Raw genomic sequence first — 26,029 nt, forward strand, 5'->3', positions numbered from 1 at the left:
CCTGGCAATGGCCGCCGGGGACGGTTTTGTTAATTGTCATGATCGCGCAATCAAAATGACACTCTATAGATAGTGCTGGTGCCGATGCTGTGCCCCCATTTCTGGTGGTGGTAGGCCTTTTGGGCTAGGGGTGTGGGGCATCTGGTGCTTGCCATGCCGGGGGTGGGGGTGTAGCGACAAATGATCGCTTCTCCCCCACCCCTTCGCCTTCTGGTTCATGTCCGGCATCGTCACCCGTTTCGCCCCCAGCCCGACCGGTTATCTGCATCTCGGTCACGCATTATCGGCTTTGTTCGCCTGGGATGCCGCCAGCCAGGTGCCAGGCGGGCGCTTCCTGCTGCGGATCGAGGATATCGATCCCCATCGCTGCCGGCCTGAATTCGATGCCGCCTTGCGGGAGGACCTGTCCTGGCTGGGCCTGTCCTGGCCGGAGCCAGTGCGCCGCCAGTCCGAGCATATGGCCGATTATCAGGCGGCGCTGGACCGTCTGGGCGCGCTGGGCGTGACCTATCCGTGTTTTTGTTCCCGCAAGGATATTGCAGACGAAATTGCCCGCGCCGGCAATGCGCCGCATCTGGTGGCAATGGGGCCGGAAGGTCCGCTCTATCCCGGCTTGTGCCGCCACCTGGACCGCGATGCGGCGGCGGCGCGGGTAGTGGCGGGGGAGTCCCACGCCATCCGGCTGGATGTGGCCAAAGCGGTGGCCCTCACCGGGCCGCTCTCCTGGCATGATCGTGGGCGGGGGCTGATCGCTGCCGATGCCGGCCTGCTGGGTGATGTGGTGCTGGCCCGCCGCGATGTTCCGACATCCTACCACCTGTCCGTTGTGGTGGATGATGCCTTGCAGGGCGTGACGCTGGTGACGCGGGGCGAGGATCTGTTCCACGCCACCCATATCCATCGGCTTTTACAGGCCCTGCTGGGCCTGCCTGTGCCCGACTACCACCATCATGGTTTGCTGATGAATGAAGAAGGGGTGCGGTTGTCTAAACGGGATGGTGCGACCGCGCTGCGGGCACTGCGTGAAGCTGGCCTTGACCCAGCCTCTATCCGTCAGCGTGTGCGACCTGTATCGGCAAATGCCGAAAATTTCCATTAACCTTCAGAACAGATGCATTTTCACCAGTTTGCGTGGAAACTTGTGGTATGGATGCTCACGCCATGCAGAACGATAACATGCTCGACCAATACCGCCTGCTCGTCCGCAACACGACCATCGATGACAGGACCCTGTTATCGACGGATTATTTCAATCACTTCAATGAAGTGATCATGTTGCTCTCGATGCTGGGCGATATGCCCGACATGCTGGACGATATCGTTGCCTGGATTCCCAAGACCTATCGCCAGCATTTTGAAACGTCGGGTCTGGCCTTTGCGCCGCTGGCCATCGAGGCTTATGAATATGTGCCGCCGGAATTCCGGGTAGCATTCGACGAGAATGTGAACGAGATGAACAGCCTGATCGTGGAGGCGGTGGCCAATTTGTCCGCCCTGCGCGACGATCCGGACATGCTGGGATTCACCGCAGGCGATTATTGGCAGCGTTTGCAGGCCATGGTGGATCGCGGCAGTGCTATCGTCCACGGCTCTCTGCAGGATGATAATCCCGAGGTCACCATGGACCAGAGCGAGATCGACGACCTGTTCTGAGGGGACGTTCCCGCAGCACCAGTTATCGGTCAGGTAAAAAGAGAAAGGGGAAGGCGGTCGCCTTCCCCTTTTGCTTTGGTCACGCGGACTGTTGTTCTTCCACCGGCTTTCCGGCCATTTCCATGGCCGACTTTTCGCCCAGCGCCTCCTCGATCATACCGCGTGCGGTTTCCCGCTCGCCCATGATCACGGTGGTGGCGCCGTGCTGGCTGAGATATTCGACCTCTGCATCGGCATGGGCGCGGGCGATGATGGTCAGGTTGCTGTTGGTGGCACGGGCCTGGCGCACGATCTGCCCCGCCTCAAACGAGCCCGGAATGGCAACGAACAGGAAGCGGGCAGCGGCGATATTGGCTGCGGCCAATATCTCTGGCAGCACGGCATTGCCGGACAAGACCTCGACCCCCTCCTGGCGCAGGGCATCAACACGGCTGTCGCTGTCTTCCACGACCAGGATGGGGATGCCCTCGTTGCGCATCCGCTCCCCGATCAGGCTGCCAACCCGGCCATAGCCGATGATGATGGCATGATCGGTGAGGGTGCTGGCGACGGGAACTTCGCGGGTCGGCTCCTGCGGGGCGGCAGGGGTGCCGTCATCCGCCGTCCCTGGCGTTTCAAGCTTGTGGCCGAACTTGTCGATCAGCGTGAACATGACGGGGTTCAGCAGGATCGACAGGATGGCGCCAACGAGGATCAAATCCTGCCCTTCCTGGGGCAGCAGACCGACCTGCATGCCCAGTGCGGCGAGGATGAAGGAAAATTCACCGATCTGCGCCAAGCTGGCAGCAATGGTCAGCGCCGTCCGGCGGGGATAGCCGAAGGCAACGACGATCAGATAAGCAGCCAGCGACTTGCCAACCAGGATGATCATCAAGGTCGCGAAGACGGGTAGCGGCCGTTCCAGGAGGGTCGTCGGGTCGAACATCATGCCGACCGAGACGAAGAACAGCACCGCGAATGCATCCCGCAAAGGCAGTGATTCTTCCGCAGCCCGATGGCTGAGCGGCGATTCCGACAGCACCATGCCGGCAAAGAAGGCGCCCAGCGCGAAGGAGGCGCCAAACAGTTCCGCCGCGATGAAGGCAACGCCCAGGGCAATGGCCAGAACTGCCAGCCGGAACAACTCCCGCGAGCCGCTATGCGCGATCTCGTGCAGTACCCACGGGATGACGCGGCGGCCCACCAGCAGCATGACAGCGACAAAGGCGCCGACCTTGCCCAAGGTGATCAGCAAGGCCATGCCCAGAGAGCCGGTGGAGGCCGTCGCCTCGCCGCCTGCTGAGGCATTGTCGCCCATGAAGCCGGCCAGGGAGGGCAGCAGCACCAGGGCCAGCACCATGGCCAGATCTTCCACGATCAGCCAGCCGACAGCGATGCGTCCGCGCTGCGTTTCAATCAGGCGTCGCTCTTGCAGGGCCCGCAGCAACACCACGGTACTGGCCACCGACAGGGCCAGACCGAACACAAGACCAGCCCCCACGGTCCAGCCCAGGATCCAGGCCAGCGCCATACCCATGACGGTAGCGGAACCGATCTGCACGATGGCGCCCGGAATGGCGATGGCTTTAACCGATAACAGGTCTTTGATGGAAAAATGCAGGCCGACGCCAAACATCAGCAGGATGACGCCGATTTCCGCCAATTGCGGAGCCAGACTGGCGTCAGCGACATAGCCGGGTGTCGCCGGGCCGATCACGACGCCTGCCAGCAGATAGCCGACCAGGGGGGAGATGCGGAGCCGGTGCGCAATGGCGCCGAAAAGGAATGCCAGCCCAATGCCGGCGACAATCATTGTTATCAATGGTGCGTGATGCATAAGCGCTGCCTTCCAACCGGAGGCCTTCATAACTGCTGAAGCAGCCTTGACCTCTCCGCTAATTTGACCATATTCACCCAATATGGTTGAAATTTTCGACAGCGCAAGGCTGGTTGGAGAGAAAAACGTGCCGACGGAGATTTTACCCGCTCAATGCCGGGCCGCCCGCGGGCTGCTGGATTGGAGCCAGGAGGATTTGGCTCAGGCGGCAGGCCTTTCCCGCAGCACGATCAAGGATTTCGAGGCCGGCAGGCATGAGCTGCAGCGGGCCAGCGCGGCGCAGCTTGTGCAGTCGCTGGTGACAGCCGGTGTCATTCTGCTGCCGGCGATGGAAGCGGGCTTGGGGGCTGGCGTCCGGCTGGTCCGTGGGGACGCATTTTGATGCCGACACGGGCGCCATGCAGGCCCTATCAGGGGAGAAGGCGGGCGTCAGCATGCGAAAGAATCCGCTTGTCCTGAATCTGCCTAATTTTTGGGCGCAGGCGTTGAGGCGTAGGGCTGAAGCCAGCGAATCATGCCGCGTTCACAGACTTATCCACAAAAACTGGGGATTTCCCGACGCAAGGTTGCGCCCGCCGCCCTGATCAGGGCGGGGATGGGATAAGTCGCAAAGGGCATGTGCTTGGGGCTTGCCTTGACCGCCTTGGCACAATACCCATGTAAGCAGAGAAATGGGGAGGTGGTGCCGGTACGGGCCGCTTCTCCTTCGGCCCGTAACCCTGGGGGGCATCTGCTGTCCCGGCGGGCGGTCCGAACTCGCTCGTTTTAGAGGAGATGGCCCTGTGACGACCCGTCTGTCGCTGTTCAACAGCCCGTTCCTTCTCGGTTTCGACCAGTTTGAGCGCACGCTCGACCGGATCGCCAAGAACGCGAATGAAGGCTACCCGCCCTACAATATTGAGCAGACATCAGAAGATGGGCTGCGTATCACCCTGGCCGTTGCCGGCTTCACTGCCGATGACCTGCAGGTCCAGATGGAGGACAACCAGCTTGTCATCCGCGGCAAGCAGCAGGATGACAAATCCCGGCTCTATCTCCATCGCGGGATCGCGGCCCGCCAGTTCCAGCGCAGTTTCGTGCTGGCAGAGGGGATCGAGGTGATGGGCTGCGACCTGAATAACGGCCTGCTGAATGTAGATCTGCGGCGCCCGATCCCGGAACCGAAGGTGCGGACGATCAAGATCGGCACCAACGCTGCCGGTGAGCAGGACGGACCGCAGACCATCGATGTGTCGCCGGAACGGGCGGGTTGAAAATCTTACGACAATCGCGGCCGTAAACCTGTTCTTCAGATTTTCGTCTTTTAATAGACGTGAACCGGTTTTCCCGGCGATTGCCGATGCCAGGAGTGGCACCTATGAATCCGACCACCCATTTCCTTCGCCAGCTCAGCCCCAAGGATTTCGCCTCTTTCGGGGTGAATGATCTGGCCTATGTCAAGCCCGTGACGCTGGAGGGCAAGCCCGGCTTCGCCATCCATGCCGCCGATGGCACGGCCCTGACCGTGGTCGCCCGCCAGGATGTGGCCATGGCCACCGTGCGCCAGCATGATATGGAGCCGCTGAGCCTGCATTGAGCAGCGAACGCGCACCTGTTGCTCTGCCGGCTTCTGGTTTCTCCTTATAGAAGAACAATGGCACCACCTTCGCGGGTGGTGCCATTTTCTTTTCCGATGTTTGGTCCGGCTTTCGAAAGCCAATGAATAATACGAACGGTCCTAATTCATGAGCATTCGTACGGCGGCGACTGCCGCCGCCCGGCGCTTGAGGGGCAGGAAAGATTGACCAAGGTCACGATTTCGTGCCGCTGTATAAATTTGTCCGGCATACAATTTTGATGTGGCATCAAATCAAGCTATGGCCAATATGGGAATCGGAGGAAATGGCCCAGCCAAAGTGAAAAATAAATGACCTTTATGTTATCAACATTCGATCACTCGGATCGATATTGCATTGCAACACCAGAACCGCTGCGTAAGGGGTGGGTGCTGGTCCATGAATTCCATCATAAAATATTGACGTTATTTACGGTTTTATACTTTGTCTTTGCTGTTCATGTCGTCTTTTTGCCGGATGCGCTGCGGCAAAGGCAGGGTATTCCCCTTCGCCGCCGGCTTGGTCCCCTGGCGGGGCTCGTGATGCTGTTATTGGCGGCGCTGGGCGCTAACATGCCCATGGCTGCGCAGGCCGCCCCCGGCGGCGCCATCGGGGCTGTCACTGAGACAGTCACAGGGTGGGAAGGGGAAATGGCGCCCCTGCCGCAATATCAGGCCTATTGCCGCACCTATGGCGGTCGCGACCCCGGCTGTGCGGTGGAACTGGGGGGCACCGCACCCCTGGTGGGGCCGACGCGGCTGACGGGGAAGCAGAAATCCCTGTCCATGGCCCTGCATGTCCACCGGCAGGTGGTGGATGACCTGATCTATCGGGAAGATGCTGAGGATGTGTGGCAGATCCTCGGCTCCATCGGCACCGGGATGGAAGGCGATTGCGATGATGTGGTCATGACCACCATTGCCCGTCTGGTGCGCCGGGGATATCCGCGCGGTGCCTTGCGTGCCACCATTGTGCAGCTTCCCGCCGATGGCGGCTATCATCTGATCCTGGCCATCCGCTTGGGTAATGGCGAGATGTATCTGGACGACCGGCACCGCTGGCCGAAAAGTGCGGCTGATCTCCAGGCCCTGGGTTATCGCTTCGTTGCGCAGGAGGTGCCTGGCCAGGTCTCTTGGGTTCGGGCCCTACCGGATTTTCCTGCTGTCCCGCTTACGCCTGCGCCACAGGTAGCGGACAGGAATTTGTCCGAACAATAAACCCCCGACTAAAGTCGAAACCCCTCTCTTGATTTTGCCTCAATTTTTCTCATATTTGTCTCATCTCCCGAAAATGATCCGCCAGTCGGTGAATATTTAGACAGGCAGCAATAAAACGCGGCAGCCTGCCCATGCTTTAGGCGAACAGGTATGGCGCATACGCTTGCCTGCCCCGGTTTTGCGGGCGCAATCAATTGGCACGCTTGTTGCTGAAACTGTATTTCGGATCAGGTACATGAAGAATGCTGCATCGCCGAAGGACACTTGGCGGTGAACCGCTCCCCCATGTCTTGACGAAACAGGCTGTCCAGCAGGCGAAGGATGATATGGCAAAACATGCCGTAAGAGTCGCTGTCAGGAACACAGTCAAGGTGGTCGCTGTATCGCGTCCGCCATCAAAGGCGCACCAGGCGCCGGGAAATCCGGCCGTGGCGGTACAGGGGCAGGGCAGGCCCGAACTTCTCTCAGGTGTTGCCTGGGATGATGGCCGCAAAGTGTGGCTTATAAACCCCGTCCCGGTCGTGACAGGCCGTTGACGGACACAGGACAATAAAATTCAGGAGGTTGGATTTGAAACGGATTGGTTGCCTGACGGGCTTTGCCCTGGCGTCGCTGCTGGTGGCAGGTGCCGCCAACGCGCAGGAGATCAAGCGCACGGATGTGCCCAATTTCCCTATCGCCTCCTCGGTTCTGGTGCCGGGCGGTTCGGACCTGATCTTCCTGAGCGGCACCGTGCCGCCGGTGGTGAACAAAGACGCGCCCAAGGGCAGCACGGAAGTCTTTGGCAATACTGAAACGCAGGCTTTCAACGTCCTGACCCGCATTAAGGAGACGCTGGCGGCCCAGGGGCTGACCATGGGCGATGTGGTCTTGATGCATGTCTATCTGGTGGGTGATCCCGCCAAGGGCAATGTGATGGATTTCAGCGGCATGATGGCCGCTTACACCAAATTCTTCGGCACGCCGGAACAGCCGAACAAGCCGGCCCGGTCCACGGTCCAGATCGCGGCCCTGGCCTCGCCGGGCATGCTGGTGGAGATTGAGGTCGTGGCCGCCAAGGCCAAGGCCAAGTAACGGAAAAAAGGGCGGGATGGCGAGGGGTCGCCTCCCGCCCTTTTTAAGGTCGGGGCCACCCTGTTCCAGGGGGCTCAACATGGGGTTTCCGCCTGCGGGTACAGGCGGTTGAACAAGGCGGGCCGACAGCCCCGTCAGCCGGAAAACCGGCGGCGGGGCGGGCTCACGCCGATAAGGCCGGTCAACGGCTGTTCCGGGGATGGATCAACGCACCAGGAGGCAAAGAACGAAACAACCGAGTTGAACAGGGGACTAAATATGCGGGTAAAGAACAGCATACCGGCTCAGCAACCGGCACTACGCAAGATCGCCCTTGGCATTCTCTGCTCCACCAGCCTGCTTCCGCTGGGCATGGCCGCTCCCGCCACTGCCCAGGAAATTGATGAGATCATCGTCACCGGTACCCGCGTCGCCAACCGGACCGCGACGGAAAGTTTGGCACCGATTGACGTGTTCGGTGCGGGCGACCTGGAAAAGCAATCCTTTACCGATACGAATGATATTCTCCGCACCCTGGTGCCGTCCTTCAATGTCAGCCGTAACGCCATCTCCGACGGTTCCACCTTCGTGCGCCCGCCGACGCTGCGCGGCCTGCCGCCCGACCAGACCCTGATCCTGGTGAATGGCAAGCGCCGCCATCGCTCGGCCCTGGTGCAACTGGGCGGTGGTGCGCTGGCGGCCGGCGCCCAGGCGTCCGATCTGGCGCAGATTCCCGCCATCGCCATCAAACAGGTCGAAGTGCTGCGCGACGGCGCCTCGGCCCAATATGGTTCCGACGCCATTGCCGGCGTGATGAATTTCCAATTGAAGGATGCCTCGGAAGGCGGCACCGCCGAAATCCAGTATGGGTCGACCTATGAAGGTGACGGCGACAATATGAAAATGGCGGCCAATGTCGGCCTGCCGTTGGGGCCGAATGGCTTCTTCAACATCTCCGCCGAATATACCCAATCCGATCCGACCAATCGCGGCGTTCAGGACCCGCGGGCACCGGCGGCCAAGACCGATCTGGCCATGAACTGGGGTTCGCCGGATGCCGATGCGACCCGCGTCTTCATCAATAGCGGCATCGACCTGACCGACACGCAGAGCATCTATCTGTTCGGCAATTACGGCACGTCCAAGAGCAATGGCAGCTTCTTCTACCGGCCGCCTTCGACCGACCATGCGGTGAATGGCCCGGTCCTGCCGGTGGCAGGCGATCCGGATGGCTTTACCTTCCGGGAATGGTTCCCGCTGGGCTTCACGCCGCGCTTCTATGGCGACATGAAGGACGCCTCGCTGGTCGGTGGCTTCAAGCATGAGCTGGAAAGCGGCCTGACCTATAATATCAGCGGCTCCTATGGCCGTAACCAGCTCGATTACGATCTGAAGAACACGGTTAACCCCTCCATGGGCCCGGACAGCCCGCGGGAATTCTATGTCGGTCGTCTGGTGCAGGAAGAGACCAGCGCCAATATCGACTTGGCCTATCCGGTGGAAATCGGTCTGGCCAGCCCGATGAACCTCGCCATCGGCACGGAATTTCACCGCGAAGTCTATGAAATCGCACCGGGCGATACCGCCTCCTACACGGTTGGCCCCTACGCCTCCTACACCGATCCGGTGACGGGCGCGATCCTCGGCATGCCGATCGGCTCCAACGGCTATCCGGGCTTCCGGCCCGAGGATAGCGGCGAGTTCACCCGCGACAATATCGCCTTCTATGTCGATACCGAAACCGATGTGACCGAGGCATTCACCCTGGGCGTTGCCGGCCGGTACGAGGATTTCGATTATTTCGGCTCCACCTTCAACTGGAAGGTCAGCGGTCGTTACGAGTTGACGGACAGCTTCGCCGTGCGCGGTTCGGTCAATACTGGCTTCCGCGCCCCCACGCCCGGCCAGTCGCAGACCTCTTCTGTGCAGACCTATTTCCCGGCGGGCAGTTCCAGCCCGGTGGCGCGCGGCACCTATCCTGCCGACAGCATCGTCGCCCAGTATTTCGGCGCCGAGCCTTTGTCGGAAGAGAAGAGCACCAACTTCGCCGGCGGCTTCGTGGCCGATGTGGCCGATATTTCAGTCACTGTTGACTATTACAACATCAAGGTGGAAGACCGGATCGCGCTGTCAGGTGATTTCAACCCCACCGCGGCTGACCGTGCCGCCCTGGCGGCCCTGGGCGTGCCCGGCGCCAACACGCTGGGGGCGGTCAATTACTTCACCAACTCCTTCGATACCCGCACCCAGGGTGTCGATATTGTCGCCAATACCAGCGTCGATGCCGGTGACGGCAAGATCGATCTGACGGCGGCCGTCAACTACAACAAGACCAAGGTCATCGCCCGCAACGAAGATGTCATTGATGATGACCGCGTTGCCGATCTGGAGAAGCAACTGCCGAAATATCGCGGCAATTTCACCGCCCTTTATTCGATCGGTGATTTCTCGCTGCTGGGCCGCGCCAGCTATTACAGCAAGTTCACCGATACGGCGAACTATGCCAAGACCTTCGGCTCCGAATGGCTGTTCGATACCGAGGTCAGCTACACGTTCTATGAGCAGATCACGGTGTCGGTCGGCGCGCAGAACCTGTTCGACAATTATCCCGACAAGCTGAATGCCAATACCGATGGCAGCTATTCCGTGGGGCAGGTTTATCCCGATACGGCCCCCATCGGCTATGACGGCGGCACCTACTATGTCCGCCTGAAGGTGGCGTTCTGATGATCCGGGTTGGGCGGTGGCTCTGCGCCGCCGCCCCCTCCTTTCCCGAAGCGTGAGAGGGACGGGCCCCGGACATAGCCGTGGCACGTCCGCTTGAGGCAGAGAATGGCTGTAGAGAACATCATGCCGTCGGCGGGTCGCATGACCCGTCGCCAGTTACTGTCGATGATCGGCACCGCCGCCGGCAGCTCCGTCATGTACCAGGCGGCGACATCGCTGGGTTATGCCGCGGAGAGCGAATTCAAGGGGCCGCCCTCCCTGTCCGGGGCGCCGAAAGGGGCGTCGGTCTTGATTCTGGGCGCCGGCTGGGCCGGTCTGGTCGCCGCTTATGAACTGGGCAAGGCCGGTTATAAGGTGCAGGTGCTGGAATATCGGGAAAAGGCCGGTGGCCGTGCCTGGACCCTGCGCGGCGGCGACACCTATACCGAGTTGGGCGGCTTCACCCAGAAGGTCGGTTTTGATAAGGGGCATTATCTTAATCCCGGCCCCTGGCGCGTGCCGTACCATCATCGCGCCGTGATGCATTATTACCATGAGCTGGGCGTGAAACTGGAGCCGTTCTTCCAGATCAATTACAACGCCTATGTCCATTCCAAATCCGCCTTTGACGGCAAGCCGCAGCGCTATCGCCATGTGCTGGCCGATTTCAACGGCCATGTCGCCGAGCTTCTGGCCAAGCTGGGCCATAAGGGCGGCCTGGACGGCTATGTCACGAAGGAAGATCAGGAAAAGCTGCTGGCCGCCATGCAGGATTGGGGCGCGCTGGACGATAATTACGCCTATGCCGCGAATGCCGATACATCCAACCGGCGCGGGTTCGAGAAGGATCCCGGCGGCGGCCTGTCCGGGGAACCGGTCTTCTCCAAACCGATCGAATTCTCCCAATTGCTGCAATCCGGCCTCTGGCGGGCCATCGGCACCGGCTCGGGCTATGAGTTCCAGACCGCCCTGTTCCAGCCGGAAGGCGGCATGGATGCAGGCCCGATGGCCCTGGCGGAAAAGGTGAAGGACAAGATCACCTTCAACGCCAAAGTGACCGAGATCCACCAGGATAATGGCGGCGTCACCGTCACCTATGTCGATACCAAGGCCGGCGGGGCCGTGAAGACGGCCAAGGCCGATTGGTGCCTGTGCACCATCCCGGCATCCATCCTGTCGCAGATCAAGAAGAACGTCTCGCCCGCCATGGAGGCGGCCATCGACGCGCTGCCTTATGAGGCGGCGTTCAAGGTGGGCTTGCAGTTCAAGCGCCGTTTCTGGGAGCAGGATGAAGAGATTTACGGCGGCATCTCCTATACCGATCTGCCCATCTCGCTCATCGCCTATCCGCAAAGCAATTATGGCTCCAAGGGCAAGGGTGTGCTGCTGGGGGCCTATCCCTGGGGGCCGTTCGCTTATGAGTTCGCCGCCATGGCGCCGGAGGAACGGGTGAAGAAATGCGTGGAGTTCGGCGCGCAGATCCACCCGCAATATCGGCAGGAATTCGAGAATGGCGTGGCTGTCGCCTGGCACCGCGTGCCTTGGACATTGGGCTGTTTCGGTTCCTGGACGCCGGAGAAGCGCAAGGAACATTACAACAACCTATGCCAGATCGACGGGCGCATCCTGCTGGCGGGGGAGCATGTCTCCTACCTGCCGGCCTGGCAGGAAGGGGCGGTTCTCTCCTCCCTGGACGCCATCACCCGCCTGCATCAGCGCATCACCGCCCGTTGAGGGAGAGACCCATGCATACCCGTCTTCTGTCCGCCGGTCTGCTGGCCATCGCCCTGTCGGCTGCCGCCTTGCCCGCCGTCGCCCAGCGTACCGATGCCCAGAGCAGCGATTTTGCCGATGCCCGCCGCTTCTCCTATCAGGATGGCGAGCATCTCTACCGTGCCATCTGCCAGGGCTGCCACATGCCGGAGGGGCAGGGGGCGCAGGGGGCCGGCGCCTATCCCGCCCTGGCCGCCAATCCCAATCTGGAAGCAGCCGCCTATCCCATCCATATGGTGGTCAATGGCCAGAAGGCCATGCCATCCTTCGGTTATCTGAGCGATGCGCAGGTGGCGGCCGTGGTCGGCTATATCCGCACCCATTTCGGCAATGGATTCGCGGAGCCGGTGACGGCAGAAGAGGTCAAGGATACACGGATCACACCCTGAGCGCCTGACAGGGGGGAGCCAAAAGGGGAGCAATATGGGGGAAGGGTTGCATCTGCGCCTTGCCACGCCAGCGGACCGGCCGGCGCTGGCAGCGCTGGTCGACCGCTCTGTGCGGGAGCTGAGTCGGGATCATTATAGCCCGGCCCAGATCGATGGCTCTCTGGCTGCCATCTTCGGGATCGACGGTACGCTGATCGCGGATGGCACCTATTTTGTGGTGGAGACGGGGGAAGGTGTGCCGGCCGGGTGCGGAGGCTGGAGCCGGCGGCGCACCTTGTGCGGCGGCGACCAGTTCAGCGACCGTTCGCCCGAACTGGTCGATCCAGCACAGGAGCCGGCGAAGATCAGGGCCTTCTTCGTCGATCCCGCCTTCGCCCGCCGGGGCGTTGGCCGGATGTTGATGGCCGCGTCGGAGGCGGCGGCAGGGGCGGCAGGTTTCACAATGCTGGAACTGATGGCCACATTGCCGGGGGTGCCGCTTTATACCGCCTTGGGATTTACGGCGACCGGAAGGGTTGAATTACCCCTGCCCGATGGTGGACGCATTCCCTTTGTCCCGATGCGAAAAAACTTGGTTGAGGGGCTGGCTTAAAGGGCGGTTTTGCTAGGCCATTGCGCTTAGGCATACTGGGGGCTGGCGATTTGGACCCCATATCCGTCAGGATCATGGTTTATCGCCCCCCTTTCCTTGTCCCTGGATCAGCCTTGAACCGACCGCTTGCCCTGCTTTTGATGGCGGCCATCCTGCTTCCTGGCATGACGGTCGGACTGGTGGCATGGCGCACCCATGATGCAGCCATTGCCAAAGCCGCGGATGACCGGCGACAGCAGGCGCGTGCGCTGCGGGAACATGCTTTGCGCGTGTTCGAGGCGCAGGCCCTGACCATCGCCCTGGTCGATGCCGAACTGGGAGATGAGCCCCTGGAGACGGCTGCGGCGAATCCCCGGTTGCAGACGCTGATGCACCGTATTGTCACCCAGTCTCCTCATATTGAAGGGATATGGCTGGTCGATGCCAGCGGGCACATGGTGCGGGGCATCGGTGGGCGGGTGGCTGAAGAGGATGATATCACCGGAACATCCCTGTTCCAGGCGACCAAGCAGGATACCGATTTTCATCTGGGGGCGGTTGACCGGCCGGGAGATACCGGCTGGGCCCTGGGCATCGCCCGGCGCCGGGGCGCCGAAAATGGTGGCACTACCTTTGACGGGGCCATCCTGGTCACCGTGCAGCGTCGCTATTTCGAACAGATCTGGCAGGAAACGGGGGTGCCGGAAGGCCGCATCGTTTCCATGATCAATGCCCAGGGGGAGTTCCTGGCCCGGTTCCCTTCAATCAGCGGTACGCCCCCCCGGCTGCCGGCGGATAGTGGCTTTTTTGCCCAGCGGATCCAGCATCCGGAGGAAGGGGAATATCGCTACAACTCCATTTTCGACAATGTGGACCGGTTCTACAGCTATATCCGCCTACCCGATCTGGACAGCTATATCGTCGTGGGGCTGGATGGCGCGAGTGTAACGGCGACCTGGCGGCGGGAGACGGAATGGCAGGCCCTGATCGCCCTGCTGGTGAGCGCGGTTCTGTCGGCTGCGGTCCTGCAGGCGTGGCGGCGGGGGCGGGCACTGGCCCGTGCCAATGTGCGTCTGCTCAGCACCACCGGCGCGCTGGAAGCGGAAATCGCCCGGCGCCGCGCGGTCGAATCCACCCTCATGGCCCGGGAGGAGCATGATGCCGCCTTGCGGGCCGCCAACGCCGCCCTGCGGGCGGAGGAGGAGCGGTTCCGTCTGCTTTTCACCACCATGACGCAGGGGGTGGTGATCCACGGTCCCGACGGCGCCATCCTGTCCGCCAATGCGGCGGCAGAACAGATCCTGGGCCGCAACCTGGACGAGATGCGGCGCGCCCGCGCCGATGACCGGGAGTGGGCGGCGGTGGATGTGGATGGTCACCGGCTGGAAGCCCATGAGCATCCGGCGATACGGGCATTGGCGACTGGCAAAGTGGTGCAGGCCACATTGATGGGGGTCTTCAATCCCCGCCGGTTGGAACGGCGCTGGATCGTGGTGGACGCCGTTCCCATGCTGCGTGATGGGGATACGGTGCCATCGGGCGCCTATGCCGTGTTCAGCGACGTAACCGACCGGCGTCGGGGGGAACAGGCCCAGAGGCTGCTGATCCGGGAGGTGGACCACAGGGCCAAGAACGCGCTCGCCGTGGTCCAGGCCGTGATCCGGCTGACCAAGGCGGAAACGCCGGAACGGTTTGTGGAGGTGGTGGAAGGCCGTGTGGCGGCGCTCGCCCATGCCCATACCATTCTGGCCATGAACCGGTGGGAGGGGGCTTCTCTCACCCGTCTGGTCCAGGTGGAACTTGAGGCTTATGCCGACCCCGACTCCGACGCGCGGGTCAGGCTTGAGGGACCGGATATCGTCGTCCTGCCAGAAGCGGCCCAACCACTCTCCATGGTGCTGCACGAACTGACCACCAATGCCGCCAAACATGGAGCCCTGTCCCGGCCTGAAGGCCGGCTGCTGGTGCGCTGGTCGGTTATTGCAAATGGCGATTGGATAAGGCTGGACTGGCAGGAAACAGGCGCCCCTGTCGGGGAGGCGCCGATCCGTCAGGGATTCGGCTCCACCATGATCGAAGCCAGCATGCGCCAGCAGCTTCAGGGCACCATCACCTATGATTGGACGCCACAGGGCCTGCATGCCGTCATCAATTTTCCCGCCGACCAGCTTGTGACGCAGGAGGACACGTCCCCCGTCCCGGCTCCGGACACTGCCGACAAGGGCGATGGTCCGCGCGGGCCCCGCGTGCTGGTGGTGGAGGACAGTATCCCGCTTGGCCAATTATTCCGCGAAATGCTGGAAGTGCTGGATTATCGCGTCATCGGTCCCGCCAATACCATGTCGGCCGCCCTTGCCGCCGCCCAGGTGGAGGCGCTGGACGCTGCCATGCTGGATATCGGCATGCGTGATGCCGAAGTGTTTCCTGTCGCGGAAATCCTGCGGGAACGGGGCGTGCCGCTGCTGTTCTGTACCGGCTATACCAATGTGACCGACTGGGGATCGCAATGGTCGGATGTGCCGGTGCTGCGCAAGCCGGTGACCCTGCCGGCCCTGCGCGTCGCCCTGGCCCGGCTGCTGGAACAGCCGCATCTTCACGCCGAACCTTGATCCGGCACAAGGTTGCCTTGCGTGGTCCCATCCTAGACAGGCAAAGCGCGGGTGGTTACATCAGATGATGCCGTGCCGGGTCTTTTCGCCCGGCAGCGGTTTCATCCACGTAATGGTGTGCCATGACGACCCGCGATACCGCTTTCACGCCCTATCCCGCCGCCGAACCCAATCCGGATTTCCCCCGGATCGAGGAAGAGGTGCAGCGGATTTGGAAGGAGAATGCGGTCTTCCAGCAGTCGGTGGATTTCCGCCCGCTGGAAAAGGACGGCCACCATAATGAATTCGTCTTCTATGACGGCCCGCCGTTCGCCAACGGCCTGCCGCATTATGGCCATCTGGTCACCGGCTATGTGAAGGATCTGGTGCCGCGCTACCAGACCATGAAGGGCCGCAAGGTCGAACGCCGCTTCGGCTGGGACTGCCACGGCCTGCCGGCGGAATTGCAGTCCGAAAAGGAACTGGGCGTTTCCGGGCGTCACGACATCCTGAAATATGGGATCGATAAGTTCAACGCCCACTGCCAGGTGTCGGTGCTGCGCTTTACCCAGGAATGGGAATATTACGTCACCCGCCAGGGCCGCTGGGTGGATTTTAAGAATGATTACAAGACCATGGACATCAGCTTCATGGAAAGCGTGATGTGGGCCTTCAAGCAGCTCTGGGACAAGGGGCTGGTCTATGAAGGCTATCGCGTCGTGCCCTATAGCTGGGCTGTGGAATCGCCGCTCTCCAACTTTGAAACCCGGCTGGATAATTCCTACCGCGAACGGCAAGACCCGGCGCTGACCGTGCGGTTCCGCCTGCACCCGCGGGCGGGCGATGCCGGCGCTCTCGATATCCTGGCCTGGACGACCACGCCCTGGACCCTGCCGTCCAACCTCGCCTTGGCCGTGGGGCCGGAGATCGAGTATGCGGTCATGCGCAAGGGCGATGACCGGCTGATCCTGGCCAGCAGCGCCATTGGCAAATATGCCAAGGAGCTGGAAGGGTACGAGCAGGAATCGACGCTGACGGCGGAAGAGTTGCGTGGCCGCACGTACGAGCCGATCTTCCCCTATTTCAAGGGGCTGGAGAAGGCGCACCAGATTCTGGTGGCGGATTTCGTCACCACGGGTGACGGCGTGGGCATCGTCCACCTGGCGCCCGGCTTCGGTGAGGATGACTTGGCCGTCTGCAAGGCCAACGGTCTGCCGGTGAAGGTGCCAGTGGATGTGGCCGGCAACTTCACCGCCGAAATCTCCGATTATGTCGGGCTGAATGTGATCGAGGCCAACAAGCCGATCATCCAGGATTTGAAGGCGCGGGGCGTCGTGCTGCGGCACGAGACCTATCTGCATAACTATCCGCATTGCTGGCGCACCGATCAGCCGCTGATCTACAAGGCGGTGAATAGCTGGTACGTCGAGGTTTCCAAGTTCAAGGACCGGATGGTCGAGCTGAACCAGCAGCAGATCAACTGGATCCCCGGCCATGTGAAGGATGGCTCCTTCGGCAACTGGCTGGCCAATGCGCGCGACTGGAACATCTCCCGCAACCGGTTCTGGGGTTCGCCCATCCCGGTCTGGCGCAGCGATGACCCCCGATATCCGCGTATCGACGTCTATGGCTCCATCGCGGAACTGGAACGCGATTTCGGCGTGAAGGTCACGGACCTGCACCGCCCCGCCATCGATCATCTGACGCGCCCCAACCCGGACGATCCGACCGGCCAGTCGATGATGCGCCGCGTCGAAGACGTTCTGGATTGCTGGTTCGAAAGCGGCTCCATGCCGTTCGCCCAGCAGCATTACCCGTTTGAGAATAAGGAACGGTTCGAGCGCAACTTCCCCGCCGATTTCATCGTCGAATATGTGGCGCAGACCCGTGGCTGGTTCTACACGCTGATGGTGCTGTCCACGGCCCTGTTCGACTGCGCGCCGTTCAAGAACGTGATCTGCCACGGCGTGGTGTTGGACGAGGATAAGCAGAAGCTGTCCAAGCGTCTGCGCAACTATCCCGACCCGGTGGAGGTGCTGAACAACCAGGGTGCCGACGCGCTGCGCTGGTATCTGGTGTCCTCGCCGCTGATGGTGGGCGGCGATCTGGCCATGCCCAAGGATGCGCGCGGCATCGCCCAGGCCCTGCGCCAGGGCGTGTTGCCGCTGTGGAACGCCTATAGCTTCTACACGCTCTACGCCAATATCGATCAGGTGAAGGGCACCATCCGCGCCGACCAGAAGGGGCTGCTGGATCGCTATATCCTGGCTAAGACGCGGGAGCTGGTGGAAGGCATTGAAGGCAGGCTGGACAGCTACGACCTGCCGGGTGCCTATGCGCTGGTGGCTGGATATTATGATGCGCTGAACAACTGGTATATCCGTCGTTCCCGCTCCCGCTTCTGGCGGGAGGCCGGCGAGACTGAGGCCCAGGATAAGCGCGATGCCTATGACACGCTGTACACCTGTCTGGTGACGGTGACCAAGGCGCTTGCCCCCATGCTGCCGCATGTGACGGAGCGGATTTATACAGCATTGACCGGCGAAGCCTCGGTGCATCTGGCCGACTGGCCAGACGTGTCGCATCTGCCGTCCGACCATGAATTGACCAGCCAGATCGACCTTGTGCGGGAAATCTGTGCCGCCACCATGTCGCTGCGCGAAGCCAAGAAGCTGCGCATCCGCCTGCCGCTGCGCACGCTGACCATCGTTCACCCGGATGCCGACCGGCTGAAGGGCCAGTTCGACGCCGTGCTGGGTGCGCTGGTGGCGGACGAGGTGAATGTGAAGCAGGTGACTGTTTCCTCCGACATCTCCCTGGTCGGCACCCGCCAACTGGCGGTGAATGCCGCATTGGTTGGCCCGAAGGTGGGGCCGAAGATGAAGGAGGTGATGGCGGCATCCAAGCAGGGCAAATGGGCCGACAAGGGTGACGGTACGGTTGAACTGGCCGGCGTTGTGCTGGAAGCTGGTGATTTCGACATCCGCATCCAGGCCAAGGAAGGCACCCACGCCGCCCGCTTTGCCGGCGGCAAGGGCGTGGTGGTGCTGGATGTGACCGTGGATGCGGAACTGGAGGCGGAAGGCTGGGCGCGCGACTTCGTGCGTGCCGTGCAGTCCACCCGCAAGGAGTCGGGCTTCCAGGTCACCGACCGCATCACCATCACCACCCAGGTGCCCGATGCGGTGGCGGGGGCCTTGGCGACCCATGCCGACAGCATCAAGCGGGAAACCCTGGCGCTGGATCTGCTGGTGAACCCGGCTCAGTTGCCCGAAGGGGCCATCTCCGTCGATCTGTCCGGTGCCAGCATCGCGCTGGCGCTGGCCAAGGCCAACTGAGATGGCTGAAGCGCTGGCGTCGGTATTGGCGGAACTGCGGGCGCTGCTGCTGGACGGGGAGGGGCTGGTCAGGGCCACAGCATCTGGCCGGCAGCGCAATACCAGCCCGCCCTGGCGCCGGCTGGAACTGCGGCCCGTTTCGCTGAAGGCAGGCCAACGCCTTCAGCGCGTCGCCTATGATGAACGCCAGGCCCACACGTCCAACGCCGCCTATGGCGACGAGGCGGCTGCCATGGTGGATGAAGCCCTGTCCCAGGGCTTCGCCAACTGGCATGTGGAAAGCACCGGCGGCACGCTGCAGATCCGCATCACCAAGAAGGGTGAGCCGATGGTCAGCCGCAGCAAACAAGCCGCCCCGGTGGAACGCGAACTGTCGCACAACCGGGCCAAGGCGCGGCTGCTGGACCCGGCAGACCCGTTCTGGCAGGCGATTGGCATTGCGGACGCCGATGGCCGCATCAAGCCGACCAAACAGGACAAGTTCCGCCAGGTAGAGGAATTCCTGCGCGCGCTGGATGCGGTGCTGAAGCCGGAACAATTGCCAAGCGACCGACCGCTGCGTGTGGTCGATCTGGGTTGTGGCAACGCCTATCTGACCTTCGCCGCCTATCGCTTCCTGGCCCATGTGCGCGGGCTGGATGTGGATATGGTGGGCGTGGATGTGAAGCGGCAGGCCCGCGAACGCAACAGCGCGCTGTCGGCCCAACTGGGTTGGGGCGGGTTGCGCTTTCTGGAAGGCACCATCGCCGAGGCCCCGCTGGACGGGGCCGATGTGGTGCTGGCCCTGCATGCCTGTGACACCGCCACCGATGATGCGCTGGCCCGCGCCGTGGCCTGGAAGGCGCGCTTCGTGCTGGCGGCCCCCTGCTGCCACCATGATCTGCAAAAACAGCTCCGTGCCGCCGAAACGCCGGCCCCCTATGGGCTGGTGACGCGCCATGGCATCCTGCGGGAACGGCTGGCCGATGCGCTGACCGATGCGCTGCGCGCCGCCCTGATGCGGCTGTCCGGTTATCGGGCGGAGATTGTGGAATTTATCGGCAGTGAACATACCCCGCGCAACACCCTGTTGCGCGCCACCTTCACCGGTGGGGCGGGGGATAAGGATGTGCTGGCCGATTACCGCGCCCTGATCACCGAATGGAAGGTGCGCCCGCGTCTGGCCCAGTTGCTGGGGCTGGAAGGGGCGGGGCTGGAATTGCCCAAGGCGGGGGATGCGGGGTTTTAGCCTTCGATCTAGGGGCGTGTCATCATCGCCTATGCAAATTTTCTGCTGCGCGATTCTCGTCTCTTAAAACTGATTTGGGCAGCAGCAGTACCCTTTGGGTGCTTGACGATTCAGATTATCAGCGCTATCTACAAACTACCTAGTGATGCCGCTTATTTTAACCGCCGGTCTCGCTGGGCTTACAAGGGTCCCTTTATAGGGGCCCTTTTTATTTTCTCCAATATGCGTTACCTCGATTGGATTAATACAGCTATCGAGGGTATTGGCATGGAGCGATACGCGGTTTTTGTGGATGCTGGCTACCTTTATAAGAGTGGCTGCAAACTTTTGGGGCATGATGGCGCTCCCCGCCAGCACATGACCCTGAACCCACAAGCTTTTGTGCAAACCCTGGATAGTCACCTAGCAGGCAAGGTCAATGGTTCCCTGCTGCGGGTTTATTGGTACGATGGGTTACCGCAGAGCGGTACGATGTCATCTGACCAATCGAAAATTGCTTTTACTGATAATTTCAAGCTTCGTCTTGGCCAAATCAACGGATTTGGCCAGCAGAAGGGCGTTGATTCGATGATTATCACCGACATGATCGAGTTGGCGCGCAATGGCGCGATCGGCGACGCGCTTCTGATCGGGGGTGATGATGATCTTCGGATCGGAGTCCAGGTCACGCAGACGTTCGGTGTTCGTGTCCATCTGCTTGGGCTTGGCAGTGATCCAAGTCAGGCGTCGATGAGTCGCTACCTGCGACAGGAAGCGGATTCGACAGCGGCCTGGGATCAGTTGACTGTGACAACGTTCTTGACGGTCGCGGCTTCGGCTCCCCCGACGTTGGCAGCGACTGCTGGCATCACCGCCGTAACTTCTGCTTCCCCCTCTATTGCTCAGAGTGCGATCGAGAATGCTGTCGATACTTTCGTGACACAACTCGACTCCAACCGCCTGTCCAGTGTTGCCCAGCACCAATCCGGGACAGGCGATAAGAGCATCCCTTCCGACCTTGACAGGGAATTGCTCAAAGTTGCCAGGCAAGCGATTGGTGCTCCACTAGATACGCAGCAGAAGCGTGACATGCGGCGTTACTTCAATACTAAGGTGAACAGCCTGCCGCGAGGAGGTCAGACCCCGTGATCCCGCGCTTCCTCCTGGCCCTCACCGGACTGTCCCTCATCACCCCAACCGCTTCCGCCCTGGAACCGGGTGTGCCACCCGTCCCCGCCGCCGTCAGTGCGCTGACTGGCTGCTGGAAGGGGGAAGGCGTCGTGATGGACAAGAAGGTTTCCATCAGCCTTTCCGCCCGCGCCGTGGCGCTGGATGCCATGTTCGCCATCGACAGCGACAGCACGACGATCGGCGATCCTTCCGATCGTTACGCCGCCCATCTGCTGTTCGGTGCCGGTTCGGCCAAGGATGACAAGGCGGTTTCAGGTTTCTGGTCCGACAGTTTCGGCGGCACCTTCACCGCTATCGGTACCGGCTCGGTCCAGCCCGGCGGTTTCGATATCAGCTACCAATATCCCGACAGCCTGTTCATCAATCGCTGGCGCATGGGGGATACAGGCTTGCGCTGGGACATCATCGCGCGCGATGCCAACGGCAAAGAAGCCCCGTTCGCCGCCTATACGCTGACGCGCGCTGCCTGCCCTTGAGCGTCTAAAACCGTTACAGCCAGCCGCGCCGGCGGAAATACCAGAGCGGACCCACGGCGGACAGCACCATCAGCAGCAGGGCCAGCGGATAGCCGTAATCCCAGTTCAGTTCCGGCATGATGTTGAAATTCATGCCGTAAATGCTGGCGACCAGGGTGGGCGGCAGGAAGGCCACCGAGGCGACCGAGAAAATCTTGATGATGTTGGTCTGCTGGATATTGATCACGCCCAGGGTGGCATCCAGCAGGAAAGTGGTCTGCATGGTCTGGAAGCCAGCATGTTCCACCAGAGAATGCACGTCGCGGCTGATCGTCTTCAGCCGGACTTTTTGTTCCTTGTTCATGTGCGGGCCGGCGACGGTGGAGGCAAAGGCGCACAGCCGCTCCAGCCCGGCCAGACTGTCCCGCACCTTCTGCGTCAGGTCGCCGGCCCGGCCGATGGCGGTGATCACTTCCGTCATGGCATTGGCTTTCGCGGCACGGCGGCGGCGCTGCTCCTTCCGCACCGTGCGGCGGCGCAGCGCGCCGCTTTTGCTGGCACCATCCAGCAGCCCGGTTTCCAGATCATTGCTGTCGGCAAAAATGCGATGGGAAAGCTGGTCCAGTTCCCCCGCCACCCGTTCCAGCACGTCGGCTGCCCGGTCAACCACGGCTTCCAGAAGTCCCAGGAAGGCATCCATCATCGTGGTTGCCACCCCGGCATGGCGCATGGCGCGGGCGGCGAAAATGGCGAACCAGAGCGGTTCGGTATGCCGGATCGTGACCAGGATGGACGGGGTGAGGATAAAGGTCAGCAACCCCAGATCCAGGCGCCCCGTCTCCGACCGCGCAATCACCGGCGTGGTCAGGAAAGAGGCCTCGCCCTCCACATAGAGGCGGGAGGAGATTTCAATCTCGCTCATATCCTCCTTGGTAGGCAAATCCAGCCCCAGATGGGCGGATGCCAGTTCCCGCTCCGCCTCTTCCGGGCGCAGCATATCCACCCAGATCGTGCCCGCAGGCAGCGCCTCGCCGGGGGCCAGGGCCTGGCCCCGCAGCCGGTCGCCGTCGCGGATATAGGCCGTGATCAAAGGCCGACCCCGGCGGGCACCGCCACACCAGCGGCGCGGCAGGCGGCGGTAACGGTATTGGACAGAAGGCAGGCGATGGTCATGGGGCCGACACCACCCGGCACCGGGGTGATGGCCCCGGCCACGGCAGCCGCCTCGGCATAGGCGACATCGCCGACGATGCGGGTCTTGCCGGCAGCCGCCGCTGCCGGGTCGCGGGCCGGCACGCGGTTGATGCCGACATCAATCACCGTGGCCCCTTCCTTGATCCAGTCGCCGCGCACCATTTCCGGCCGGCCCACGGCGGCGATCAGGATATCGGCCTGCCGCGCCACGGCGGGCAGGTCGCGGGTGCGGGAATGGGCGATGGTCACCGTGCAATCGGCGGCCAGCAGCAATTGCGCCATCGGCTTGCCGACAATGTTGGACCGGCCGATCACCACGGCATTCATGCCGCGCAGGTCGGACAGCGTGTCCTTCAGCAGCATCATGCAGCCCAGCGGGGTGCAGGGCACCAGGGCCGGCAGGCCGACCGACAGGCGACCGGTATTGACGACATGGAACCCGTCCACATCCTTGGCCGGGTCGATGGCGGACAGCACAGCCTGGGTGTCGATATGGCCGGGCAGGGGCAGTTGCACCAGGATGCCATGGATGGACGGGTCCTGGTTCAACTGGTTGACCAGGCGCAGCAGCCCTTCCTGGCTGGTATCAACCGGCAGGCGATGGGTGACGGAATGCATCCCCACTTCCCGCGTCTGCTCCCCCTTGTTGCGGACATAGATCTGGCTGGCCGGGTCTTCGCCCACCAGCACCACGGCCAGGCCCGGCACCAGCGCATGGCGCGTGCGCAAATCCTCCACCGCAACGGCGATGCGCGCGCGCAAGGAGGCGGCGAAGCCCTTGCCATCGATGATGCGTGCCTCGGCCATGATCAAATCCCCTTATGCCTTGTCGCGGTGCGCCGGCGCTACAGGCCGGCAAGCCATGTGGTGAGCAGCGGTTCCAGCACCGCCCGTTCGCCGGCAACGAATAATACTTTGGACCGGTCGGTGCCACCCGCGACAATGTCGATGCTGGATTTCGCAATCCGCCATTCCTTGGCCAGGATCTTGATGATGGCGGCATTGGCCTTGCCATCTTCCGGCACCGCCGTGACGGCCACCTTGACCTGCATCCGCTCATCGGCCCCTGGCGCGATACCCTGCACCGCATTGCGGCTGGCGCGGGGGCTGGCCCGGACAAACAGCCGGGCGCCCCCTTCCACCAGTTCCAGGGCCGGCTTGGCCATGGGTTAGAATACCAGCCCGTAATTCACCAGCAGCCGCTGGAGGAACATGACCAGCAGGATCACCACAATGGGCGACAGGTCCAGCCCGCCCAGATTGGGCAGGATGTTCCGGATCGGCCGCAGCACCGGCTCCGTCAGCCGGTACAGCACGTCCGACACGGTATAGACGAATCGGTTTTGCGTATTGATGACGTTGAAAGCGATCAGCCAGCTCAGGATGGCGGAGATGATCAGGACCCAAACGAAAAGGTCCAGCACCACATAGAGAATCTGGAAGAGGGTAGTCAGCAGCGGTCCCATGATTTTCCCGGCTCAGTTCCGTGGCGGTCTCGCCTGCCATGGAACGTAATGGCCCATCCCGGCCCTGTCCAGATGCACCACCCCGCTTGATTGGAAACGGAAAACAATTTCCATGTGCTGCCGCGAATGGGGGCCTTGACAGGCCGGGGGTGGATGAGCATTATCCGCGCCACTTCGCCACCTGAGGCACTGTTTTATTACGGGCTGCAAGGATGGCCGGGTCTGGTGTGGGGCCGTAGCTCAGCTGGGAGAGCGACGCGTTCGCAATGCGTAGGTCGGGAGTTCGATCCTCCTCGGCTCCACCATTCCCCTTCTTCAATATTGGTTGTTCGTTACAGCGTGGGATTTTCCCGCGCTTTTTTGTTTTGCTGCCTTTTGCTGCCGTCGTAGTGGCACGCGGGCGGTGCGGCATCACGCCGCCGCCGCCATCCGCTTTTCCCCCCAGCGCACGGCCTGGGCGATCAGGAAATTCATCGCCAGATAAATCGCCCCGGCAATCACGAACAGTTCCACCGGCTGGAAGCTGCGTGATGCGATGGTGCGGGCGGCACCCGTCAATTCCATCAGGGTGATGGTGCTGGCCAGCGATGTCGCCTGCACCATCTGGATCATCTCATTGCCATAGGCAGGCAGGATCTGGCGGAAGGCCTGGGGCAGAATGATGCGGCGGAACATCAGGCCGCGATGCATGCCCAGGGCGCGCGCCGCCTCAATCTGGCCGAACGGCACGGCACGGATGCCGCCGCGCAGAATTTCCGCTGTATAGGCGGCGGTGTTCAGGGTCAGGGCGATGATGGCGCACCAATAAGGTTCGCGCAGCAGCGGCCACAGGAAACTTTCCCGCACGGCGACGAACTGGCCGGCGCCATAATAGATCAGGAAAAGCTGCACCAGCAGCGGGGTGGACCGGAACAGGAAGACATAAAGTGCCGCCGGCCCGGCAATCAGCCGGTTGGGCGACAGCAGCGCCAGCGCTACCAGCAGCGCCAGCACCAGCCCCAGAGCCAGCGACCAGGCCACAAGCTGCACCGTGACAAAGGCACCGGACAGCAGCGACGGCAGGGCGGACAGGATCATATCCATCGTGGGTCCCCCTTCAGGCCGTGGCGGTGCGGCGCACGCCGCGTTCGGCCCGGCGGCCCGCCCAGCGGAAACCCATGTCCGACAGGCTGGTCATGGCCAGATAGATCAAGGCGGCCGTCAGATAGAACAGGAAGGGCTGGCGAGTGGATTGCATGGCCATATAGGCTTGGCGCATCAACTCGGCCAGCGTGATCACGGAAACCAGGGTCGTATCCTTCAGGGTCATCTGCCAGACATTGCCCAGCCCCGGCAGGGCAAAGCGCAGGGCCTGGGGCACCAGGATGCGGCGCAGAATCAGCAGCCGGTGCATGCCCAGTGCCCGCGCCGCTTCCAACTGCCCCTTCGGCACGGCCTGCACCGCCCCCCGGATCACTTCCGCGGCATAGGCGCCGGACACAGTGCCCACGGCCAGGACGCCGATGCCAAAGGCCGGCAGTTCCACCCGCCCGCCATAGCCGAACAGGCCCGCCATCCAGGTGACCAGCCCATTGCCACCAAAAAACAGCAGCCAGATCACCAGCAGCGCCGGCACGCCGCGCACGATTGTGGTGTAGCTGGCGGCCAGCCAGCGCAGCGGGGCCGGCCCTGCCAGCTTGGCCGCCGCCGTCAGCGACCCGGCCACCAGACCGACCAGATAGGCCAGTACGGCAACCATCAGTGTCATCCCGGCCCCGGCCAGGATCTCATCACCCCAGCCGGTGGGACCGTAACTCAACAGTTCAAGCATGGGTCAT

The 26,029-nt window shown here is 62.2% G+C and carries 23 protein-coding genes and 1 tRNA gene; 17 read left to right on the forward strand and 7 right to left on the reverse strand.

Annotated features, from left to right (window positions below; all coding sequences use genetic code 11):
- Positions 1-217 precede the first annotated feature (217 nt).
- Positions 218-1,099 (forward strand): tRNA glutamyl-Q(34) synthetase GluQRS, encoded by an 882-nt coding sequence (gene gluQRS, locus G473_RS0101605; RefSeq protein WP_029011670.1) that lies wholly within the window; start codon positions 218-220, stop codon positions 1,097-1,099.
- A 62-nt stretch (positions 1,100-1,161) separates the two neighbouring features.
- Positions 1,162-1,653 carry a hypothetical protein gene (locus G473_RS0101610; protein WP_029011671.1) on the forward strand — a complete coding sequence of 164 codons (492 nt, stop codon included), beginning with the start codon at positions 1,162-1,164 and terminating at the stop codon, positions 1,651-1,653.
- Positions 1,654-1,732: 79 nt separating this feature from the next.
- Here G473_RS0101610 and ybaL read toward each other — a convergent pair whose 3' ends face one another.
- Complete coding sequence (ybaL, locus tag G473_RS0101615; protein WP_051329769.1) at positions 1,733-3,499, reverse strand: YbaL family putative K(+) efflux transporter; 1,767 nt, start codon at positions 3,497-3,499, stop codon at positions 1,733-1,735.
- A 97-nt stretch (positions 3,500-3,596) separates the two neighbouring features.
- Here ybaL and G473_RS0101620 point away from each other — a divergent pair, with 97 nt between their 5' ends.
- From G473_RS0101620 to G473_RS0101685, 14 genes are all read left to right on the forward strand, one after another.
- Positions 3,597-3,851: a helix-turn-helix domain-containing protein gene (locus G473_RS0101620; protein WP_029011673.1), complete on the forward strand. Its 255-nt coding sequence runs from the start codon at positions 3,597-3,599 to the stop codon at positions 3,849-3,851.
- Positions 3,852-4,251: 400 nt separating this feature from the next.
- On the forward strand, positions 4,252-4,722 hold the full coding sequence (locus G473_RS0101625; RefSeq protein ID WP_029011674.1) for an Hsp20 family protein: 471 nt from the start codon (positions 4,252-4,254) through the stop codon (positions 4,720-4,722).
- Between the two features lie 104 nt (positions 4,723-4,826).
- On the forward strand, positions 4,827-5,045 hold the full coding sequence (locus G473_RS0101630) for a DUF1150 family protein (RefSeq protein ID WP_029011675.1): 219 nt from the start codon (positions 4,827-4,829) through the stop codon (positions 5,043-5,045).
- Positions 5,046-5,606: 561 nt separating this feature from the next.
- Complete coding sequence (locus G473_RS0101635) at positions 5,607-6,281, forward strand: transglutaminase-like cysteine peptidase (RefSeq protein ID WP_161630926.1); 675 nt, start codon at positions 5,607-5,609, stop codon at positions 6,279-6,281.
- 570 nt (positions 6,282-6,851) lie between these two features.
- Positions 6,852-7,355, forward strand: coding sequence for a RidA family protein (locus G473_RS0101640; RefSeq protein WP_029011677.1), 504 nt, complete (start codon positions 6,852-6,854; stop codon positions 7,353-7,355).
- Positions 7,356-7,613: 258 nt separating this feature from the next.
- Positions 7,614-10,061: a TonB-dependent receptor plug domain-containing protein gene (locus G473_RS0101645; protein WP_084437568.1), complete on the forward strand. Its 2,448-nt coding sequence runs from the start codon at positions 7,614-7,616 to the stop codon at positions 10,059-10,061.
- Between the two features lie 105 nt (positions 10,062-10,166).
- A complete protein-coding gene (locus G473_RS0101650) occupies positions 10,167-11,774 on the forward strand; it encodes a flavin monoamine oxidase family protein (protein WP_245579966.1) in 1,608 nt (535 codons plus the stop codon).
- A gap of 11 nt (positions 11,775-11,785) precedes the next feature.
- A complete protein-coding gene (locus G473_RS0101655) occupies positions 11,786-12,202 on the forward strand; it encodes a c-type cytochrome (protein WP_029011680.1) in 417 nt (138 codons plus the stop codon).
- 34 nt (positions 12,203-12,236) lie between these two features.
- Positions 12,237-12,794, forward strand: coding sequence for a GNAT family N-acetyltransferase (locus tag G473_RS0101660; RefSeq protein WP_029011681.1), 558 nt, complete (start codon positions 12,237-12,239; stop codon positions 12,792-12,794).
- Positions 12,795-12,907: 113 nt separating this feature from the next.
- Positions 12,908-15,382 (forward strand): HWE histidine kinase domain-containing protein, encoded by a 2,475-nt coding sequence (locus G473_RS28855; protein ID WP_051329771.1) that lies wholly within the window; start codon positions 12,908-12,910, stop codon positions 15,380-15,382.
- Between the two features lie 122 nt (positions 15,383-15,504).
- Positions 15,505-18,699 carry an isoleucine--tRNA ligase gene (gene ileS, locus G473_RS24515; RefSeq protein ID WP_051329772.1) on the forward strand — a complete coding sequence of 1,065 codons (3,195 nt, stop codon included), beginning with the start codon at positions 15,505-15,507 and terminating at the stop codon, positions 18,697-18,699.
- Position 18,700: 1 nt separating this feature from the next.
- Positions 18,701-19,927: a class I SAM-dependent methyltransferase gene (locus G473_RS0101675; RefSeq protein WP_029011682.1), complete on the forward strand. Its 1,227-nt coding sequence runs from the start codon at positions 18,701-18,703 to the stop codon at positions 19,925-19,927.
- 102 nt (positions 19,928-20,029) lie between these two features.
- Complete coding sequence (locus tag G473_RS28860) at positions 20,030-21,055, forward strand: NYN domain-containing protein (RefSeq protein ID WP_051329773.1); 1,026 nt, start codon at positions 20,030-20,032, stop codon at positions 21,053-21,055.
- Positions 21,052-21,573: a hypothetical protein gene (locus G473_RS0101685; protein ID WP_029011683.1), complete on the forward strand. Its 522-nt coding sequence runs from the start codon at positions 21,052-21,054 to the stop codon at positions 21,571-21,573. Before G473_RS28860 ends, G473_RS0101685 begins: the two co-directional genes overlap by 4 nt.
- A gap of 13 nt (positions 21,574-21,586) precedes the next feature.
- Here G473_RS0101685 and G473_RS0101690 read toward each other — a convergent pair whose 3' ends face one another.
- The 4 genes from G473_RS0101690 to G473_RS0101705 are packed head-to-tail and all read right to left on the reverse strand — an operon-like array spanning position 21,587 to position 24,212.
- Positions 21,587-22,642: a magnesium transporter CorA family protein gene (locus G473_RS0101690; protein WP_029011684.1), complete on the reverse strand. Its 1,056-nt coding sequence runs from the start codon at positions 22,640-22,642 to the stop codon at positions 21,587-21,589.
- On the reverse strand, positions 22,639-23,553 hold the full coding sequence (gene folD, locus G473_RS0101695) for a bifunctional methylenetetrahydrofolate dehydrogenase/methenyltetrahydrofolate cyclohydrolase FolD (RefSeq protein WP_029011685.1): 915 nt from the start codon (positions 23,551-23,553) through the stop codon (positions 22,639-22,641). Before folD ends, G473_RS0101690 begins: the two co-directional genes overlap by 4 nt.
- Before the next feature lie 38 nt (positions 23,554-23,591).
- Positions 23,592-23,912, reverse strand: a complete 321-nt coding sequence (locus G473_RS0101700) for a DUF167 domain-containing protein (protein ID WP_029011686.1) — start codon at positions 23,910-23,912, stop codon at positions 23,592-23,594.
- 3 nt (positions 23,913-23,915) lie between these two features.
- Entirely contained in the window at positions 23,916-24,212 is a 297-nt protein-coding gene (locus G473_RS0101705) for a YggT family protein (protein ID WP_029011687.1), read from the reverse strand.
- 229 nt (positions 24,213-24,441) lie between these two features.
- On the opposite strand from G473_RS0101705, the gene G473_RS0101710 reads away from it, so the two are divergent.
- A tRNA-Ala gene (locus tag G473_RS0101710) sits at positions 24,442-24,517 on the forward strand.
- 106 nt (positions 24,518-24,623) lie between these two features.
- On the opposite strand, the gene G473_RS0101715 is transcribed toward G473_RS0101710, so the two are convergent.
- Positions 24,624-25,295, reverse strand: coding sequence for an ABC transporter permease (locus tag G473_RS0101715; protein WP_029011688.1), 672 nt, complete (start codon positions 25,293-25,295; stop codon positions 24,624-24,626).
- 13 nt (positions 25,296-25,308) lie between these two features.
- The gene (locus G473_RS0101720; RefSeq protein ID WP_029011689.1) at positions 25,309-26,022 is read right to left on the reverse strand and encodes an ABC transporter permease; all 714 of its coding nucleotides are present in this window, start codon (positions 26,020-26,022) and stop codon (positions 25,309-25,311) included.
- Positions 26,023-26,029 lie beyond the last annotated feature (7 nt).

It is taken from the genome of Niveispirillum irakense DSM 11586 (assembly GCF_000429645.1).
Taxonomy (GTDB): domain Bacteria; phylum Pseudomonadota; class Alphaproteobacteria; order Azospirillales; family Azospirillaceae; genus Niveispirillum; species Niveispirillum irakense.